At 71.0% G+C, this 16,759-nt stretch carries 18 protein-coding genes; 6 read left to right on the top strand and 12 right to left on the bottom strand.

What is annotated here, in order from left to right; genetic code table 11:
- Positions 1-9: 9 nt before the first annotated feature.
- The 3 genes from ACIGJI_RS13695 to ACIGJI_RS13685 are packed head-to-tail and all read left to right on the top strand — an operon-like array spanning position 10 to position 3,077.
- Complete coding sequence (locus ACIGJI_RS13695) at positions 10-1,503, top strand: PLP-dependent aminotransferase family protein (protein ID WP_363446373.1); 1,494 nt, start codon at positions 10-12, stop codon at positions 1,501-1,503.
- 9 nt (positions 1,504-1,512) lie between these two features.
- On the top strand, positions 1,513-2,010 hold the full coding sequence (locus ACIGJI_RS13690) for a hypothetical protein (RefSeq protein ID WP_259954366.1): 498 nt from the start codon (positions 1,513-1,515) through the stop codon (positions 2,008-2,010).
- Positions 2,011-2,063: 53 nt separating this feature from the next.
- Positions 2,064-3,077, top strand: a complete 1,014-nt coding sequence (locus ACIGJI_RS13685) for an aldo/keto reductase family protein (RefSeq protein WP_187662537.1) — start codon at positions 2,064-2,066, stop codon at positions 3,075-3,077.
- A 66-nt stretch (positions 3,078-3,143) separates the two neighbouring features.
- Here the strand turns inward: ACIGJI_RS13685 and ACIGJI_RS13680 are convergent, their stop codons facing one another.
- The 4 genes from ACIGJI_RS13680 to ACIGJI_RS13665 form a co-directional block, all read right to left on the bottom strand.
- On the bottom strand, positions 3,144-4,064 hold the full coding sequence (locus ACIGJI_RS13680) for a carbohydrate ABC transporter permease (protein ID WP_205807907.1): 921 nt from the start codon (positions 4,062-4,064) through the stop codon (positions 3,144-3,146).
- Positions 4,061-5,008, bottom strand: a complete 948-nt coding sequence (locus ACIGJI_RS13675) for a carbohydrate ABC transporter permease (protein ID WP_187662536.1) — start codon at positions 5,006-5,008, stop codon at positions 4,061-4,063. The genes ACIGJI_RS13680 and ACIGJI_RS13675 overlap by 4 nt, the downstream gene beginning before the upstream one ends.
- 3 nt (positions 5,009-5,011) lie before the next feature.
- Positions 5,012-6,325: a sugar ABC transporter substrate-binding protein gene (locus ACIGJI_RS13670; protein ID WP_259954363.1), complete on the bottom strand. Its 1,314-nt coding sequence runs from the start codon at positions 6,323-6,325 to the stop codon at positions 5,012-5,014.
- Positions 6,326-6,386: 61 nt separating this feature from the next.
- On the bottom strand, positions 6,387-7,622 hold the full coding sequence (locus tag ACIGJI_RS13665) for an aminotransferase class V-fold PLP-dependent enzyme (protein WP_363446378.1): 1,236 nt from the start codon (positions 7,620-7,622) through the stop codon (positions 6,387-6,389).
- Between the two features lie 166 nt (positions 7,623-7,788).
- Here ACIGJI_RS13665 and ACIGJI_RS13660 point away from each other — a divergent pair, with 166 nt between their 5' ends.
- Positions 7,789-8,466, top strand: coding sequence for a FadR/GntR family transcriptional regulator (locus ACIGJI_RS13660; RefSeq protein WP_085605550.1), 678 nt, complete (start codon positions 7,789-7,791; stop codon positions 8,464-8,466).
- 69 nt (positions 8,467-8,535) lie between these two features.
- On the opposite strand, the gene ACIGJI_RS13655 is transcribed toward ACIGJI_RS13660, so the two are convergent.
- From ACIGJI_RS13655 to ACIGJI_RS13635, 5 genes are read right to left on the bottom strand one after another with little or no spacing between them, the layout of a single operon-like run.
- Positions 8,536-9,051, bottom strand: coding sequence for an ACT domain-containing protein (locus tag ACIGJI_RS13655; protein WP_363446380.1), 516 nt, complete (start codon positions 9,049-9,051; stop codon positions 8,536-8,538).
- A 21-nt stretch (positions 9,052-9,072) separates the two neighbouring features.
- Positions 9,073-10,131, bottom strand: coding sequence for a PLP-dependent cysteine synthase family protein (locus ACIGJI_RS13650; protein ID WP_363446382.1), 1,059 nt, complete (start codon positions 10,129-10,131; stop codon positions 9,073-9,075).
- A gap of 24 nt (positions 10,132-10,155) precedes the next feature.
- Positions 10,156-10,968 carry a GntR family transcriptional regulator gene (locus ACIGJI_RS13645; RefSeq protein WP_363446384.1) on the bottom strand — a complete coding sequence of 271 codons (813 nt, stop codon included), beginning with the start codon at positions 10,966-10,968 and terminating at the stop codon, positions 10,156-10,158.
- On the bottom strand, positions 10,968-11,372 hold the full coding sequence (gene rbsD / locus ACIGJI_RS13640) for a D-ribose pyranase (protein WP_187662530.1): 405 nt from the start codon (positions 11,370-11,372) through the stop codon (positions 10,968-10,970). The genes ACIGJI_RS13645 and rbsD overlap by 1 nt, the downstream gene beginning before the upstream one ends.
- 14 nt (positions 11,373-11,386) lie before the next feature.
- Positions 11,387-12,349 carry a ribokinase gene (locus ACIGJI_RS13635; RefSeq protein WP_363446386.1) on the bottom strand — a complete coding sequence of 321 codons (963 nt, stop codon included), beginning with the start codon at positions 12,347-12,349 and terminating at the stop codon, positions 11,387-11,389.
- 118 nt (positions 12,350-12,467) lie between these two features.
- Between ACIGJI_RS13635 and ACIGJI_RS13630 the strand changes: the two genes are divergently transcribed.
- Positions 12,468-13,130: a transaldolase family protein gene (locus tag ACIGJI_RS13630; RefSeq protein ID WP_268777033.1), complete on the top strand. Its 663-nt coding sequence runs from the start codon at positions 12,468-12,470 to the stop codon at positions 13,128-13,130.
- Between the two features lie 4 nt (positions 13,131-13,134).
- Here ACIGJI_RS13630 and ACIGJI_RS13625 read toward each other — a convergent pair whose 3' ends face one another.
- Positions 13,135-13,812 (bottom strand): FadR/GntR family transcriptional regulator, encoded by a 678-nt coding sequence (locus ACIGJI_RS13625; RefSeq protein ID WP_187662527.1) that lies wholly within the window; start codon positions 13,810-13,812, stop codon positions 13,135-13,137.
- Positions 13,813-13,859: 47 nt separating this feature from the next.
- Between ACIGJI_RS13625 and ACIGJI_RS13620 the strand changes: the two genes are divergently transcribed.
- Positions 13,860-14,759, top strand: a complete 900-nt coding sequence (locus ACIGJI_RS13620) for an amidohydrolase family protein (protein WP_363446389.1) — start codon at positions 13,860-13,862, stop codon at positions 14,757-14,759.
- A 325-nt stretch (positions 14,760-15,084) separates the two neighbouring features.
- Here the strand turns inward: ACIGJI_RS13620 and ACIGJI_RS13615 are convergent, their stop codons facing one another.
- Positions 15,085-15,867 carry an SDR family oxidoreductase gene (locus ACIGJI_RS13615; protein WP_363446391.1) on the bottom strand — a complete coding sequence of 261 codons (783 nt, stop codon included), beginning with the start codon at positions 15,865-15,867 and terminating at the stop codon, positions 15,085-15,087.
- Positions 15,849-16,709: a fumarylacetoacetate hydrolase family protein gene (locus ACIGJI_RS13610; protein ID WP_363446393.1), complete on the bottom strand. Its 861-nt coding sequence runs from the start codon at positions 16,707-16,709 to the stop codon at positions 15,849-15,851. Before ACIGJI_RS13610 ends, ACIGJI_RS13615 begins: the two co-directional genes overlap by 19 nt.
- Between the last annotated feature and the right edge of the window lie 50 nt (positions 16,710-16,759).

Here is a 16,759-nt window from a genome sequence, read left to right as displayed (position 1 = left end):
TCGGGTCTCATGGACACCCTCGACAGGGCCAATGCGACGCCGGTGGCCCACGGATCGGCCCCCGGCCCTCTCGTCCAGGGCGGGGAGGTCTCCGCGGCCGCGCTCGCCGCACGCCTCGGCCGCTGGGCCCATGGCGACGGCACCCTCTCCACCCGACTCGCTGCAGGGATCGCCGCCCTGATCGGCAGTGGTGAGCTGCGCCCCGCCGACCGCCTGCCTGCCGAACGCGCCCTCGCCGCGGTGGTCGCGGTCTCGCGGGGCACGGTCGTGTCCGCCTATGCGTCCCTCGCGGAGCAGGGTCTCGTGGAGCGCCGACAGGGCAGCGGGACGAGGGTGTCGGGGGCGAGGACGGCGCCCGCGGCCGACCGCCGTCCGGGACGTGGCGAGGCGCTGTTCTCGGCACTCCCCAACGCGATCGACCTGCTCCGCACGGTCCCGCAGATCCCGGATCTGGGTGTGCAGCTCATCCGCGACCACCAGCCGCGGCTCGACCTCGCCCTGCTCCCGGAGACCGACCCCGCGGGTCTCCCGGCCCTCCGCGAACTCATCGCCGACATGTACCGCGCCGAGGGGACGCCGACCACGCCCGAGCAGATCCTCGTGACCCACGGCGCGCAGCAGGCCATCAGCCTCGTCGTCAACGCGCTCGTGGAGCCGGGGGACGTCGTCCTCGCGGAGGAGATCACATGGCCGGGCGTGACCGACTCCGTGGGGTTGCGCGGCGGGACGGTCCACGGCGTGCCGATGGGGGCGGACGGCCTCGACGTCGATGCGCTGGAGCAGGCGATGGCCCGACTGCGTCCCGTGCTCGTCGCGCTCAACCCGCACCACCAGAACCCGACGGGGACGCGTCTGCCCGGGGCGGCGCGGCATCGCGTGGCCGAACTCGCCGCGCAGTACGGGGTGCCCGTGATCGAGGACCGCGTCGTCGCCGGCATCTCGTTCGACGGGATCGTGCCGCCCACGCTCGCCTCGGAACGGCCGGACGCCCCGGTGCTCGTCGTCGAGTCCGTGTCGAAGTGGGCCTGGGCCGGGCTGCGGATCGGGTGGCTGCGCGCCGACCCCGTCCTGGTCCGACGGCTGCGCGGTGCGCGCCAGCTCGCCGACCAGTCCACGAGCGTGCCCGGCCAGCTCCTCGCCCTCGACCTCATCGCCCATGCGACGGAGCTCCGCCGCGCCAACAGTCGCGTGCACCGGGAACGCCTCCTCCTGCTGCAGGACCTGATGGCCGCGCACGTACCGGACTGGACCTACGACGCTCCGCGGGGCGGACTCTCGCTGTGGGCGGCGCTGCCGCGGGGCTCCGCGTCCGCACTCGCGCGAATCGCTGCGGCGCACGGGGTCTCCATCGCGGGCACCGGGGCCTTCGCGGTCTCGGCCGCCGCCCCGGACGACCACGTGCGTCTGCCGTTCACCGCGCCGGACGACGTGCTCACCGAGGGGGTGCGCCGCTTGGGCGACGCCTGGCGCGAGTACCGGGAGACTCTCAGCAGCCCTGCCTAGGGTGACCGCATGACACCGGTGCCGCGCCCCACCCTCTGGATCTGCGTGGCGGGCGTGCTCGCCGTCACCGCGTACGCCGCGCTCGCCGCCGTGCAGATCCTCGTGCTGAACCCGCTCGCCGCGGCGCCGGGCGGCCTCTCCCTCGACGAGGTCAGGGCCGCGATGTCGAACGCCGGAGAGAGCCTCATGCCGCAGACCGTCCTCGGCATCCTCGGCGCGGGTGTGTGCCTGGGAGTCGGGACGGCGGTCGTCTGCCTCCTCACGCGGGCTCCGGCGGTGGTGGCCGGCATGACCTTCCTCGCGCTGCTCATGGGCGGGGCGCCGGCCTACTTCGTCGCGTCGTTCGGCCCCGGCATGGGGCTCGCCGACACCTTCGGCATCAGCGGCGCCGATGCCTCCCCGTGGGCGCTGCCCCTGTACGCGGTCAGCGCGCTCTCCGCGGTCGGGGTGCTGGTCGGGGCCGCGGTCACGTCCCGCCGCCGCGAACCTTCGCCCGCCACCGCTTGATGATCGCGGCCGATCCGGCCCGCCGGTCCCCCTGGCGGGACTAGCGTTGGTCCATGGTCAACTATCGCTATCTCGGCAACAGCGGTCTCAAGGTCTCGGAGATCACCTACGGCAACTGGGTCACGCACGCCTCGCAGGTCGAGGACGACGCGGCGGTCAAGACCGTGCACGCCGCCCTGGATGCCGGCATCACCACGTTCGACACCGCGGACACGTACGCCAACACGGCCGCCGAGGTCGTGCTCGGCAAGGCCTTGGAGGGTCAGCGTCGCGAGAGCCTCGAGATCTTCACGAAGGTCTACTTCCCGACCGGTCCCAAGGGTCCGAACGACACCGGCCTGAGCCGCAAGCACATCATGGAGTCGATCAACGGCTCGCTGCAGCGTCTCGGCACCGACTACGTCGACCTGTACCAGGCGCACCGCTTCGACCACGAGACCCCGCTGGAGGAGACGTTCCAGGCCTTCGCCGACATCGTGCGGCAGGGCAAGGCGCTCTACATCGGCGTCTCGGAGTGGACCGCGGAGCAGCTCCGCGACGGGCACGCGCTGGCGAAGCAGCTCGGCATCCAGCTCATCTCGAACCAGCCGCAGTACTCGATGCTGTGGCGGGTCATCGAGGGCAAGGTCGTCCCCGCGTCGGAGGAGCTCGGCATCTCGCAGATCGTCTGGTCGCCGATGGCGCAGGGCGTGCTCAGCGGCAAGTACCTGCCGGGGCAGCCGGTGCCGGAGGGCTCGCGGGCGACCGACCAGAACTCGGGCGCGGGCTTCATCAAGAGCTTCCTGCAGGACGACATCCTCACCGCGGTGCAGCGCCTCAAGCCGATCGCGGAGCAGGCGGGGCTGTCGATGCCGCAGCTCGCGATCGCGTGGGTGCTGCAGAACCCGAACGTCGCAGCGGCCCTCGTCGGCGCCTCCCGTCCGGAGCAGCTCGCCGACACGGTCAAGGCCTCCGGCGTGAAGCTCGACGCCGACACGATGACCGCGATCGACGAGGCTCTCGGCGACACGGTCAACCGCGACGCCGAGCACACGTACTCGGTGTCGCCGAAGTCCCGGCTCGTCTAAGCCTTCGAAGAGCGCAAATGGTCCCATTCCGCGACGGAATGGGACCATTTGCGCTCTTCGGGCGGGTTACTCCTTGACGGCCCCGGCCGTGAGGCCCTGGACGATCCAGCGGCTGGCGAGGGCGAACATCACCATCGTCGGGAGGATCGTCAGCACGGCCGCGGCGCTCATGGAGCCCCAGTCGATGTTGAACGTGGAGATGAAGCCGTTCAGCGCCGATGGGACGGTGCGGTTCGCGTCGGTGTTCATCAGCACGACCGACAGGAACAGCTCGTTCCAGCAGTTCACGAAGTTGAAGATGAACGCCGCGATGATGCCAGGCGTCATCACCGGCACGAGCACCCGGAACAGGGCACCCAGGCGCGAGCAGCCGTCGATCATCGCCGCCTCCTCCAGCGCGTCGGGGACGTTCTCGAAGAAGCCCCGCAGCATGACCGTGGAGAACGGGATGCAGATCGCGATGTAGACGAGGATGAGCCCCGGCTTGGTGTCGACGAGTCCCAGGTCGGTCATCATCGAGTACAGCGGTCCCAGGGCGATGAACGCCGGGATCATCTGCGTCAGCAGGAACGCGATGAGCACCGCCCCCTTGCCGCGGAACTCGAACCGCGCCAGCACGTACGCACTGAGCAGGGCGATGAGCGTCGCCACCGCGCCGGCCGACACCGCCACGATGGCCGAGTTCGCCAGGAACGTCCCGAACGAGCTCTTCTCGAACAGGCTCGTGAAGTTGTCGAGCGAGGGCTCGCTCGGCCAGTACTCGATCGGGAAGCGGTTGATCGTGCCCGGCGACTTGAACGCGGTGAGCGTGATCCAGTACAGCGGGAACAGCGTGATGAGCAGCCACAGCCCCAGGCCGACGATGCGCACCACGCCGCCCACCGTGACGCGGGGCTTCGGGCGCGGGGCGGCCTTCGGGTCGGGCACCGTGATGCGACGGGTCTCCGTGACCGAGGAGCCGGTCCGGACGGATGAGGTGATGGTCATCGCTGCACTCTCCGCATCGCCATCAGGTAGAACGCGCAGAACACCATGAGGAAGGCCACGACGATGAGCCCGATGGCGCTCGCGATGCCGTAGTTGCCCTGCTGCGTGTAGTTGATCATCCACGTCGTGATGATGTGGGTCTGGTTGGCCGGGCCGCCGTTCGTCATCGCGTAGATGATGTCGGGGAAGTTGAAGATCCAGATCACGCGCAGCAGGATCGTCAGCAGCAACGTCATCGAGATGTACGGGATGATGATCGAGAACAGCTGCCGCACCTTGCCGGCGCCGTCGAGGCTCGCCGCCTCCAGCATCTCGTCCGGCACCGACTGCAGGGCCGCGAGGATCATGATCGCGAAGAAGGTCACGCCGTACCAGATGTTCGCGACGATCACGGCGAACATCGCGAGCTTCGGATCGGCCAGCCACGGCAGCGGCGCGTCGATCAGCCCCGCCTTCATGAGCAGGTCGTTGACGACGCCGAACTCGGCGTTGAACATCCAGCGGAACAGCATGCCGATCAGGAAGCCGGACACCGCCCACGGGAAGAACACCAGCGCCTGGTAGAGCCCGCGGAAGCGGAATCGCTTGCGCAGGGCGAGAGCGATGAGGAAGCCGATCACGAGCTGCGGCACGAGCGAGCCGACCACCCAGAGCACGGAGTTCCACGCCACGGTCGGGAACGCCGGGTCCCGGAAGACGGCGAGGAAGTTGTCGATGCCGACGAACGGGGTCGACGTGAGGTCCCACAGGTTCCAGTCGTGGAACGCCATGCGGGCGCCCTGCAGCATCGGCCAGTACGTGAACCAGCAGACGAAGACGATCGCCGGCGCGAGGAACGCCAGCAGGGTGAGCGCAGTGCGACCCCGGAACGGCCGACGACGCGATGCCGGGGAGGCCCCGCCGGCGGTGCCGACGGAGCCCCCTTCACGGATGGTGCGGGCCACGGATCAACCCTTCTCCGCGGCGTACTTCTCGGTCCAGAACGCGTCCCACGAGGCGAGGAGGTCCTTCGTGGACATGTTGCCGAGCAGCACGCTCTGCACGTCCTGGTCGGACTTCTGGATCCACTCGGTCCACCAGCTCACCCCGCGCGGCTGACGCACGTTGACGTAGGTCTCCGGGTCCTCGGTCATGGTGACGTAGCTCGTCCAGGGGCCGGTCGAGTAGAACTCGTCGTCCGCGGCGGCCGCGATGATCGGGACGAGGCTGTTCGCCTGCGCGAACTCGGTGGCGGGCTCGGCCGACGACAGGAACTCGACGAGCTTGACCGCCGCCTCCTTGTGCTCGCTGTTCTCCGCGACACCCCAGCCGGCGACGGCGAGGGGCTGTGCGGCCTTGCCGGACGGGCCGACGAGCAGCGGGGCGGTGTCCCACTGGTCTTCGGTCAGCGAGGAGTCCTGCACCGTCGCGATGACCTCCGGGTCCTGCAGCAGGAACGCGGTGGTGCCGTTGGTGAACCCGGCGACCATCTCGGGGTAGCCCCACGAGACGGCGGACGGCGGCGAGGCCTCCTTGAAGAGGTCGAAGTAGTCGTCGACCGCCTCCTGGGCCTCGGGCGCGGCGAAGATCGTCGAGCCGTCCTCCATGAGGAACGCGTCCTCCGTGTCGAGGCCGTCGATCGTGTAGGCCTCGATCGCCGCGACGACGTTGCTGTTGGCGTTCTGGCCGCCGCGGAAGGCGTAGCCGTAGATGTTGTTCGACGGGTCCTGGATGGCGGACGCCTGCTCCAGCAGGTCCTTCCAGCTGTGCGGCGGGCCGTCGAAGCCGGCCTGCTCGACGAGGTCCGTGCGGTAGAAGAGCGACAGGCCGTAGAAGCCGTAGGGGACGAAGTAGCTCTTGCCGTCCTCCGCGACCGATGCCGACTGCGCGTTCTCGGTCAGGGCGTCCCAGCCGTCCCACTCCTTCAGATCGTCGCCCAGGTCGTACAGCCAGCCGTTGTTCGCGAACGGCCCGACGGTGATGTCGCGCACCTCGAGCACGTCGACGCCCTTGCCGGACTGCAGCATCTGCTGGATCTTCTGGTCGGCCTGCTCGGTGGGCGGGGAGACCAGGGTGACGGTGATGTCGGGGTTGTCCTTCTCGAACTCGTCGAGCAGTCCGCGGAGGAGTTCGGTGCGTGCCGGGTTCGTCAGGCTCTCGACCATCTGGAGCGTGACGCTGCCGTCGCCGCCGGACGAGCCGGAGCCTCCGGAGCAGCCGGTGAGTGCGAGGACGGCGACGGTGCCGACTCCGGCTGCGGTCGTCAAGATCTTGTTCTTCACGATGTGCCTCTCGGTGGGGGTGGGTGGGTGTTCGGGTGGGTCGTGCGGGAGGTGATGCGGGTCAGGGGAGGATGAGGGCGTCCGCGGGGCGGATGCCGGCGCGGCGCAGGATCGCCGGGACGCAGCGCTCGACGAACGCCTCGACGTCGGCGGCCTCGGTGTACAGGTGCGCGGAGAGGCGGAAGTAGCCGACGCCGCGGAAGCTCGTGAACGCGGTCTCCACGCCGACCTCGTCGAGGAGGTCCATGCGCAGCGCGTCGGCCTCCTCGCGGGTGGCGCCGAGACCGAGCGGCAGCCGGATGAGGCGCATGGACGGCACCGGTGAGGGGAGGCGGGTCAGCGGGTCCTCGTCGCCGAACGGGCGCAGGGCCTCGGCGATGAGCTCGGCCCCCGCGTCGGCGCGCGCGGCCATGGCTTCGCGGGCGGCCGCCCATCCGAACTCGGCCTCGATGAACTCGATCGCGGTGGGGGTGGCGAGGTACGTCGTGGCGTCGATCGTGCCTTGCGTGTCGAAGCGCTCAGGGTACGGCTCCCGCGCGGCCCAGGAGTCGATCAGCGGCCAGAGCTCGTCGCGGTCGGGGGCGGTGGTGACCAGGAGGGCGGAGCCGCGCGGGGCGCAGGGCCACTTGTGCAGGTTGCCGAACCACCAGTCGCCGCCGGCGACGGCCGCCGCGTCCGGGATGAGGCCGGGGGCGTGGGCGCCGTCGACCAGGGTGCGCACGCCGCGCTCGGCCGCGAGGTCGGCGATGCGGCGGGTCGGCAGCAGGCGAGCCGTGGGCGAGGTGATCTGGTCGACGACGAGCAGCCGCGTGCGCGGGGTGAGGGCGTCGGCGAACAGCTCCACGATCTCGTCGTCATCGGCGAGCAGGGGCAGGGCGACCGTGCGGACGGCGGCGCCGAACCGGCGGGCGAGGCGCTCGGCTCCCATGGTGATGGCCCCGTAGCCCTGGTCGGTGACGAGGATCTCGTCGCCGCTCTCGAGCTGGAGGGCGTTGTAGACGACGGTGGCCGCGGCGGAGGCGTTGGGCACGAACACGCTGTCCTCCGCGCGGGCGCCGACGAACGGAGCCGTCCGCTGCCTCGCCTCCTGCACGCGCTCCGCGATGCGCGGGAACCACTCGACGGGGCTCAGGTCGGCGCGGCGGCGCAGGGCGTCCTGGTGGGCGACGACCACCGACGGCACCGCCCCGAAGGACCCGTGGTTGAGGTGGATCACGGTCGGGTCGAGAGGCCAGGCGTCGCGCGCCCGCAGGCCGGAGTTCAGCGTGAGCGGAGCGGGGAACTGCGGAGCGGGCATCGGACCTCATCGGTGAGTGGGGGCGAGTTGTTGCACAACTTTGCCACACGCCTTCGATTTTGGCTACGAAAGCGCGAAGATGAAACATAGTTGTCATACGAGTTTGCGGCCGCCGGTGTGTCCGACAGACTTCACGAGGGGTGGGGGAGTGGCGGAGAGGATGACGATGAGCGCACTCGACACGGCGCTGCACGGGCTGCGGGCCCTCATCGCCGACGGCGCTCTGCGCCCCGGCGACCGGCTGCCGAGCGAGGGAGAGCTGTGCGAACGGCTCGGCGTCTCGCGGGGGTCGCTGCGTGAGGCCATCCGGACTCTCGCCGCGCTCGGCGTGCTGGAGACGCGGCACGGCTCCGGGAGCTACGTCAGCGAGCTCCGCGCGGCCGACCTCATCGGCAGTCTCTCGCTCACGGTCGGGCTGCTGCCGATGGCGGGGGTGCTGGAGCTGACCGAGCTCCGACGGGTGCTCGAGCCGCATGCGGCGGCGCTCGCCGCGGCCCGCATCGACGAGGACACGGTGGCCGCACTCGACGAGGTGCTCACGGAGATCGAGTCGACGACGGACTTCGAGGCGCAGTCCCGCCTCGACCACGAGTTCCACATGGCCATCTCCTCGGTCGCGGGCAACGAGGCCCTGACCAGCCTGATCGACGTGCTGCGCTCCCGTTCCCGGGCCTACCGGATCTCCGACCCCGAGGACGCCGCGGAGCTCAAGATCCACTCCGATGCCGGTCACCGCGCGATCCTGCGCGGCCTCGCCGCCGCGGATCCGGTGGCAGCCTCCGCCGCCGCGTCCGCCCACGTCGCCTACACCGAGTATTGGGTGCGGCGGTACTCCGGCCTCTGACCGCGTTCGAATCGCGCGATCGGTCCCATCCGGCGGCGGGATAGAGCCATTCAGGCGATTCGAACGGGGTCAGCCGAGCGTGATGTCGACCTGGATCTCCGACGCGAGGCGCTCGAGGTCGCCGCGCAGGGCGTCGAGGTCGACCGTCGGCGGGACCTTCGCGATCACCGAGGCCTCGAACAGTCGCCCGCCGGCCATCGCGGCCTCCCGGGTCTCGGTCGTGAGCTCCTCGATGCTCAGGGCGTGCGCGTTCAGGACCGCCGACACCTCCCGCACGATGCCGGGGCGGTCGTTGCCGAGCACCTGCATCACGATCAGCTGCTCCTCGTCCTCCGACGGCCCCGGCGTGCCGGTGAGCACCGACAGCGTGAGCAGCCCCTGGCCCTGGATCGCCCGGAGCGCGGTCTCGAGCTCCCCGGTGCGCTCCGTCGGCACGGACACCTCGATGACACCCGCGAACGTGCCGGCGAGCTCGGCGAGGGAGCTGTTCTCCCAGTTGCCGCCGTGGGCATCGACGACATCGGCGACGGCGGCCACGAGGCCAGGACGATCGGCACCCGCGACGGTGAGGATGAGTGTGGTCATGGGGTCAGCGTAACCCGGGGATCACTCCGCCCAGACCCCGGTCTCCAGGAACCGCTCCAACCGCGCACGGTGCGGGGCGAGGTCCCACCCCTGCTGCGCCACCCAGTCGTCGGAGTAGTACGTGCCGGCGTAGCGCACACCGCTGTCGCAGATGAGGGTCACGACGCTTCCGGTCTCGCCCGCGGCACGCATCCGGGCGATGAGCTGGAACGCGCCGTAGAGGTTCGTGCCGGTGGACCCGCCTGCCCAGTGCAGGGTGCGCTCGCGGAGAAGGCGGATCGCGGCGATGGAGCCCGCGTCCGGCACCTGGATCATCTCGTCGATCACGGACGGCACGAACGAGGCCTCCACCCGCGGCCGCCCGATGCCCTCGATGCGGCTCGGGCGTCCCGCCGGCGGGTCGACCGTGCCCGCCCAGCCGTCGTAGAAGGCCGAGCCCTCGGGGTCGACGACCGCGATCCGGGTGTCATGGCGGCGGTACTTCACATAGCGGCCGAACGTGGCGCTGGTGCCGCCGGTGCCGGCGCCCGTGACGATCCAGCGGGGGATCGGATGCCGCTCCTGGGCGAGCTGGCTGAACACGCTCTCGGCGATGTTGTTGTTGCCGCGCCAGTCGGTGGCGCGCTCCGCGAAGGTGAACTGGTCGAGGTAGTGCCCGGTGCAGTCCGCCGCCAGGCGCTGGGCCTCCGACGACATGTCCTCCGGGCGGTCGACGAAGTGGCAGGTTCCGCCGTAGAACTCGATGAGGTCGATCTTCTCCTGCACCGTCGACCGGGGCACGACGGTGATGAACTTCAGCCCCAGCATGCGGGCGAAGTAGGCCTCCGACACCGCGGTCGATCCGCTCGAGGACTCCACGAGGGTCGTGTCCTCACGGATGCGCCCGTTGACGAGCCCGTAGAGGAGGAGGGAGCGCGCGAGGCGGTGCTTGAGCGAGCCGGTCGGGTGCACCGACTCGTCCTTGAGGTAGAGGTCGATGCCCCACTCCGGCGGCAGCGGGAACAGGTGCAGGTGTGTGTCGGCGCTGCGGTTGGCATCGGCTTCCAGCAGGGCGATCGCGGTGCTGGTCCAGTCGCTCATGCCTCGAGCGTACCGGGGCCGCTGTCAGCCCACCGTGCCCGCGGGGGAGGCGCCGCCCGATCCGTCCACGTGCATCAACGACGCCTGGGACTGCTCCTGCTGGAGCTGGAACTCGAAGCGCGAGCGGTCGCCGCGGTGGTACGCGATGAAGTACTCGATCGGCACGCCGTCCTCACTGCGGCTGATGCTGCGCAGGCGGAGGAGGGCGGAGCCGGCGCTCACACCGAGGTGCTGAGCCTGCTCGTGCGTGGCGACCGTCGCCTCGGCCGAGCGGACGCCGTGCGTGGCGATGATGCCGTGGTCGGCGAGCAGCCGGTACAGCGACGCCTCGGTGAGATCCGCGCCGAGCGTCACCGCCCCCACCGCCTCGGGCATCCACGTGGTCGAGAGCGACCAGGGCTCGCCGTCCACGTGTCGCAGCCGCTCCAGCACGATCACCGGCGATCCGACCGGCACCTCCAGGGCCAGGGCGACCTCCTCGTCCGCGACGGTCTGCTCGCGGCGGAGGACGTCGCTGTGCACATGGCCGCCGCGCCGCTCGACGTCGTCGTACAGCCCGACGAGTGTGTGCACGAGACTCTCGCTCGTGCGCGGGCGGGAGACGAACGTGCCCTTGCCCTTCACGCGCTCGACGAGTCCCTCGTGCTCGAGCTGCGCCAACGCCTGCCGAACGACCGTGCGGGAGATGCCGTAGCGCTCGCACAGCCGGTGCTCGCCGGGAAGAGGATCGCCCGGCTGCAGACCGTCGCGGGCGATGCCGTCGATGATGAGCTGCCGGAGCTGGTCGTACATGGGCGCCGCGCTGTGGCGGTCGATGGCGTCCTCGATGAGGGACATCAGTACGCCACCCCCGCGTGCAGGATCACGTTCGCGTACGGGGTGAACTCCCCGGAGCGCACGAAGGCGCGGGCGGCGTGCGTGCGCCGCTTGAACTCGACGTGCGGGACCAGCTCGATCTCGAACCCCGCATCGGCGAAGCGCTCGCGCAGGGCGTCGAGCACCTCCGGGCTCTTCTCGGCGACCTCGGCCGACACCGTCGCGCCCTCGACGACGAGCTCCGCGAGCACCGTGTCGAGCACGTCGAGGAAGGCGGGGGCGCCGGGGCGGTAGGCGAGGTCGATGCGCTCGGCGCCCGGCGGGATCGGCAGCCCGGCATCGGTCACGACGATCAGATCGGTGTGCCCGGTCTCGCTGATGACGCGGGAGAGCGCGGGGTTGATCGTGGTCGAGGTCTTGCGCATCGTGTGCTCCTGGTTCAGTTCGCGACGGGGGCCGCGGTGCGCGCGGCGAGGAAGGCCTCGACGTCGGCGCGGTGGGGGAGGCTGGGCGAGGCCCCCTGCTTCGTGACGGTGAGGGCGCCCGCGGCGGTCGCCAGCCGCACCGCATCGGTGAGGGCCGCTCCGCTCGCGAGCGCGGCGCCGAGGTAGCCGGCATAGGCGTCGCCCGCGGCGGTGGTGTCGACGGCCTCCACGGGGAACGGCGGGACGACGGTGGCGCCCTCGGCGGTGACGACGCACGACCCCTGTCCGGCCAGCGTGATGACCGCGGCGCCCACACCCTGCTCCAGGAACCAGTGTCCGGCGCGTTCGGCGGAGGCGGCGTCGGTCACCGGGATGCCGCTGATGAGCGATGCCTCGGTCTCGTTCGGGGTGACGATGTCGATGCTCCGCCAGATCTCCGCTGCCAGCTCCGCCGCCGGTGCCGGATCGAGGATCACGGTCATGCCGTGCTCGCGTCCCCGGGCGGTGATGTGGGCGGTCAGGGCGGACGGGGTCTCGAGCTGGGTGAGCAGCACCGAGGTCGTGGGGGCGAGCGCTGCGAGGGCCTCGTCGATCTGCTCGGTGCTCAGGGCGGCGTTCGCGAGCGGCACCATGACGATGTCGTTCTGCGCGGAGGCGTCGACGCGGATGTGCGCGATGCCGGTGGGGCCCTGGACGGTGCGCAGGTGCGCGAGGTCGACGCCGGCGGCGGTGAGACCGTCCACCACGAGGTCGTGGAACAGGTCGTCGCCGACGCAGCCGACGAAGCTCGTGCGGGCGCCGGAGCGTCCCGCCGCGACGGCCTGGTTCGCGCCCTTGCCGCCGAGCATCAGCGTGAACTCGTCGCCGAGGATGGTCTCGCCGCGGGCCGGGAGCCGCTGGGAGAAGGTCGTGACGTCGGCCGTCACGCTGCCGACGATGACGACGCCGGAGCGGTCGCCGGGGTGTGCGGGTGTCATCTCGCTCCTGATCCTCCTCGACAGCGCGGGACTCCCGGTCTTTGACAAGGTTCGGGAGCTGTCATTACATTAGCCGAAGCCCCACCTGTAACGACAGGTTGCCCGCGAGGAGACCCCGATGACCGCGATCGCGCCCCGCCTGTACGTCGACAGCGCCGACACCGACCGCGTCGCGCGGCTGCTCTCCGCGGGGGTCGTGCACGGTGTCACGACGAACCCCACGATCCTCGAGCGTGGCGGGCGGACGGCTGGGGAGATCCCCGACCTCTACGCCCGCTGGGTCGAGGAGGGCGCCCGGGAGGTGTTCTTCCAGACGTGGGGTGGTGACACCGCCTCCTTCCTCCGGAACGCGGAGGGCATCCGCGCGCTCGGCGACCGCGTCGCGGTGAAGGTGCCCGCGACCGCAGCCGGGTTCGCTGCCGCTTCCGCCCTCGTCCGTGACGGGGCCACGGTCCTCGTCACGGCGGTCTACTCCGTCGCGCAGGCGCTCGCGTGCGCTTCGATCGGTGCCCAGTACATCGCGCCCTACCTCGGGCGCATGCGCGACGCGGGCATGGACGGCGACGCCCTCATCGCCCGGATGCAGGAGATGTGCGCGGGCAGCGCCTCCAACGTCCTCGCCGCGTCGCTGCGGACGGCCGATGACATCACCGGGCTGCGCGCTGCCGGCGTCCCCTACTTCACCGCCGCGCCCGACGTGCTCGACCAGGTGCTGTTCCACGAGGTCAGCGACAGCTCGGCGGCCGAGTTCGACGCCGCGATGGAGCGACTCGGCGCCTGACGGGTCAGGCCGAGGCGGCCTGCCGCAACCACCGCTCGACACCCGCGATGTGGGCCGTGGCGAGGGAGGTGGCCAGTGCCGAGTCGCGCTGGGCGATGGCGTCGGCGATGGCGCGGTGCTCCGACAGGGTGCGCTCCACGGCGCCGCCCTCCGTGAGCCCCCGCCATACCCGGGCCCGGACCGTCTGGCTGCTCAGGTGCTCGATGAGGCTCGCGAGGTAGGCGTTGCCCGCCATGCCCACGATCTCGCGGTGGAAGCGGATGTCGTGGTCGACGAGCTCCTCGATGCCGACGGAGGCGTCGACGGCCTCCACCTCGTCCTGCAGGGCCGCGATCGCCTCGTCCGTGCCCAGGGTCGCCGCGAGCCCGGTGGCCTGCGATTCGAGCATCCGGCGGACGGCGAACATCTCCAGCATCGAGTCGTCGTCGTGCATGTCCACGACGAACGCGATCGCCTCCAGCAGCAGGTGCGGCTCCAGGCTCGTGACATAGGTGCCGTCACCACGACGGACGTCGAGCACGCGGATGACCTCCAGTGCCTTGACCGCTTCGCGCATCGAGTTGCGGGAGAGGCCGAGGCGCTCGGAGAGCTCCTTCTCCGGGGGCAGGCGATCGCCGGGGGCCAGTTCGCCCGACACGATCATCGCCTTGATCTTCTCGATCGCCTCGTCCGTCACTGCCATGGCGCTCATCCTCGCACAACATCCGATGTCTGCGGCAGGATGGGGGCATGCGCATCCTCGACTCGCACCTGCACCTGTGGGACCCGGAGGCCCTCGGGTACACGTGGCTCGAGGGGCCGCTCGCGCGGCGCTTCGGTGCCGTCGAGTTCGAGCATGCGCGGGTGGAGCGGGCCACGGACGAGCGGGCCGTGTTCGTGCAGGCCGAGACCGCCGAGGACGACTTCCTCGCGGAGGTGCGGTGGGTGGCAGGGCAGGCGGAACGCCTCGGGGTGGTCGGCATCGTCGCCGGCGCTCGGCTCGATCGCGGCACCGACACCACGGTGCACCTGGAGAGCCTCACCGCGGAGCCCCTCGTGGTCGGCGTGCGTCATCTGCTGCAGGGGGAGCCGGACGGCATGATGCTCTCGTCGGCCTTCATCTCCGGAGCCCGCGAGGTCGCGGCGCACGGGTGGACCTTCGACGCGTGCGTACGTGCCGCGCAGCTCCCCGACGTCGCACGACTGTCCGGCGCGATCCCCGAGCTGCGGATCGTGCTCGATCACCTCGGCAAGCCGGAGGTCGGGACGGCTTCTGCTCCGCGCACGCCCTCTGTGGAGTGGGAGCGCGACCTCGCCGAGCTCGCGCGACACCCCGGGGTGTTCTGCAAGGTGTCCGGACTGCCCGCGGAGGCCGGAGGGGACTGGAGCCTCGCGCAGCTCGAGCCCTTCCTCGACACCGCGGCCGACGTCTTCGGTCCCGAGCGCCTGATGTGGGGGAGCGACTGGCCCGTGTCGGCGGTCGGCCCCGCGGTGCCGGACGATCCCCGCGCTTCCGCCGACGGCTCTCCGGTGTATCAGCCGTCCGCACGCAGCCGCTGGGCCGACGCCGTGGCGGCCTGGGCCACGTCCCGCGGCATCGATCACGACGCCCTCTTCCACGCCACCGCCACCTCCGTCTACTCCCTCTAGCCCCCCTCCCCCCTTACGCGGGGCGAGTGCAATATGCCACCTCCGGAGCCCCGTCCAGGCCCGCTCTTGATCCCGGCCGGATGGGCGTTGTACCGCTCACGGTCGTCCCTCCTGGGCGCCTCGTGGCGTGCGGGATGGGAAACGGTCCGCGGCCGCGGCGTCGGGGAGCGATTCTGATCCCGCCCGCGCGGCGAGGCGGCGTGCAGGATGAGAAAGGGGCGTGCGGGGCGGGAGGAGGGAGCGGAATTGATCCCGGCTGGGGCGGGACGGGACGAGAACGGCCCGGGGTCTCGCGGGGAGACACCGGGCCGTCGGGAGGATCGAGTCACTCGGGGCGGAGGCGGAGCTGCGCCATCCCCCCGTCGACCTCGATGAAGGTGCCCGTGGTGGAGCCCGCGCCGGGACTCACGAGGTAGGCCACCGCGGCGGCGACCTCGTCGGGGCTCACGAGTCGTCCGTGGGGCTGCCGTGCCTCCAACGCGGCCCGCTCGGCGGCGGGGTCGGCCGCGGAGTCGAGCAGTCGTCCGACCCAGGGGGTGTCCGCCGTGCCGGGGTTGACCGCATTGACGCGGATGCCCTCGCGCAGATGATCGGCGGCCATCGCGCGAGTCAGCGCCGACACGGCCCCCTTCGACGCGGAGTACAGCGCCCGCTGCGGGAGCCCGGTGGTCGAGGCGATCGAGGCCGTGTTGCACACCGCGGCGGCGGGGGACTTCCGCAGCCAGGGCAATGCCGCCGAGGTCACCCGAGCGATGCCCGTGACGTTGATGGAGAGGACGCGGGCCCACTCGTCGTCGTCGTTCGCGGCGATGTCGCCCTGCGCACCGATGCCGGCGTTGTTGACGACGATGTCGATGCGGCCGAAGCGCTCGGCGACGGCGGCGACGGCGGCGTCCACGCTCGCGCGGTCGGAGACGTCGGCGGTGAACGCGGCGAACCGCTCGTCGGCGTGGGTGGTGTCGCGGTCGAGGACCGCGACGGTGACGCCGTCCGCGTGCAGACGGTCGGCGATCGCCGCGCCGATGCCGGAGGCGCCACCGGTGACGATGGCCACGAGGCCTTCCGCGTCGGTTCCCTGAGTTCGAAGGGTCACTTCTCTGCCTCCCATGCGATGAAGTCCTGGCGCTGGCGGCCGAGGCCGTCGATCTCGATCTCCACCACGTCGCCCGCGGCCAGGTAGGGGTACGTGCCGGACAGGGCCACGCCCTGCGGGGTGCCGGTGAGGATCAGGTCACCGGGCTCGAGCGTCACGTACTGCGACAGGTGGTGCACGATCTGCTCGACCGTGAAGATCATGTCGCTCGTGTTCGAGTCCTGCCGCGGCTCGCCGTTCACGAAGCTGCGGAGGCCGAGCGCCTGATGGTCCACCTCGTCCGGGGTGACCAGCCAGGGACCCGTGGGATTGAAGCCGAAGGCGATCTTGCCCTTCGACCACTGCCCGCCGGACACCGCCATCTGGAAGTCGCGCTCCGACACGTCGTTCGCGGCGACGAAGCCGGCCACGTGCGCCATCGACTCCTCCGGGGAGTCGAGGTAGGCGGTGCGGGCGCCGATGACGATGCCGAGCTCGACCTCCCAGTCGGTCTTCTCGCTCCCGCGCGGGATCGTCACGGCGTCGTTGGGGCCGACGACCGTGTTGGGCGTCTTGAGGAAGATGATGGGGATGGTCGGCGGCTCCGACCCCGACTCCGCGGCGTGCGCGGCGTAGTTCATCCCGATACAGATCACCGCGCTCGGGCGGGCGATCGGGGCGCCGATGCGCATCGTCGCGGCGTCCGGCAGCTCGGGGAGCTCCCCGGCGTCGCGGGCGGCGGCGACGCGGGCGACGAAGTCTCCCGCAAGGAAGTCGCCGTTGACATCGGATGTCACCGGGCGGAGGTCGAGGTAGCGGTCACCCTCCAGGAGGACGGGGATCTCCGCTCCTGGGGTGCCGAGCCGCGCGAACTTCATGATTCTCCTGATCGTTCGGGAGGCCGCTGCTCAGCGGCCGGTCTCGTTGA

Source organism: Microbacterium sp. NPDC064978 (assembly GCF_044543605.1).
GTDB lineage: Bacteria > Actinomycetota > Actinomycetes > Actinomycetales > Microbacteriaceae > Microbacterium > Microbacterium meiriae.
Note: the sequence above shows the minus strand (reverse complement) of the source record. Positions and strands in the feature narration are given on the sequence as shown.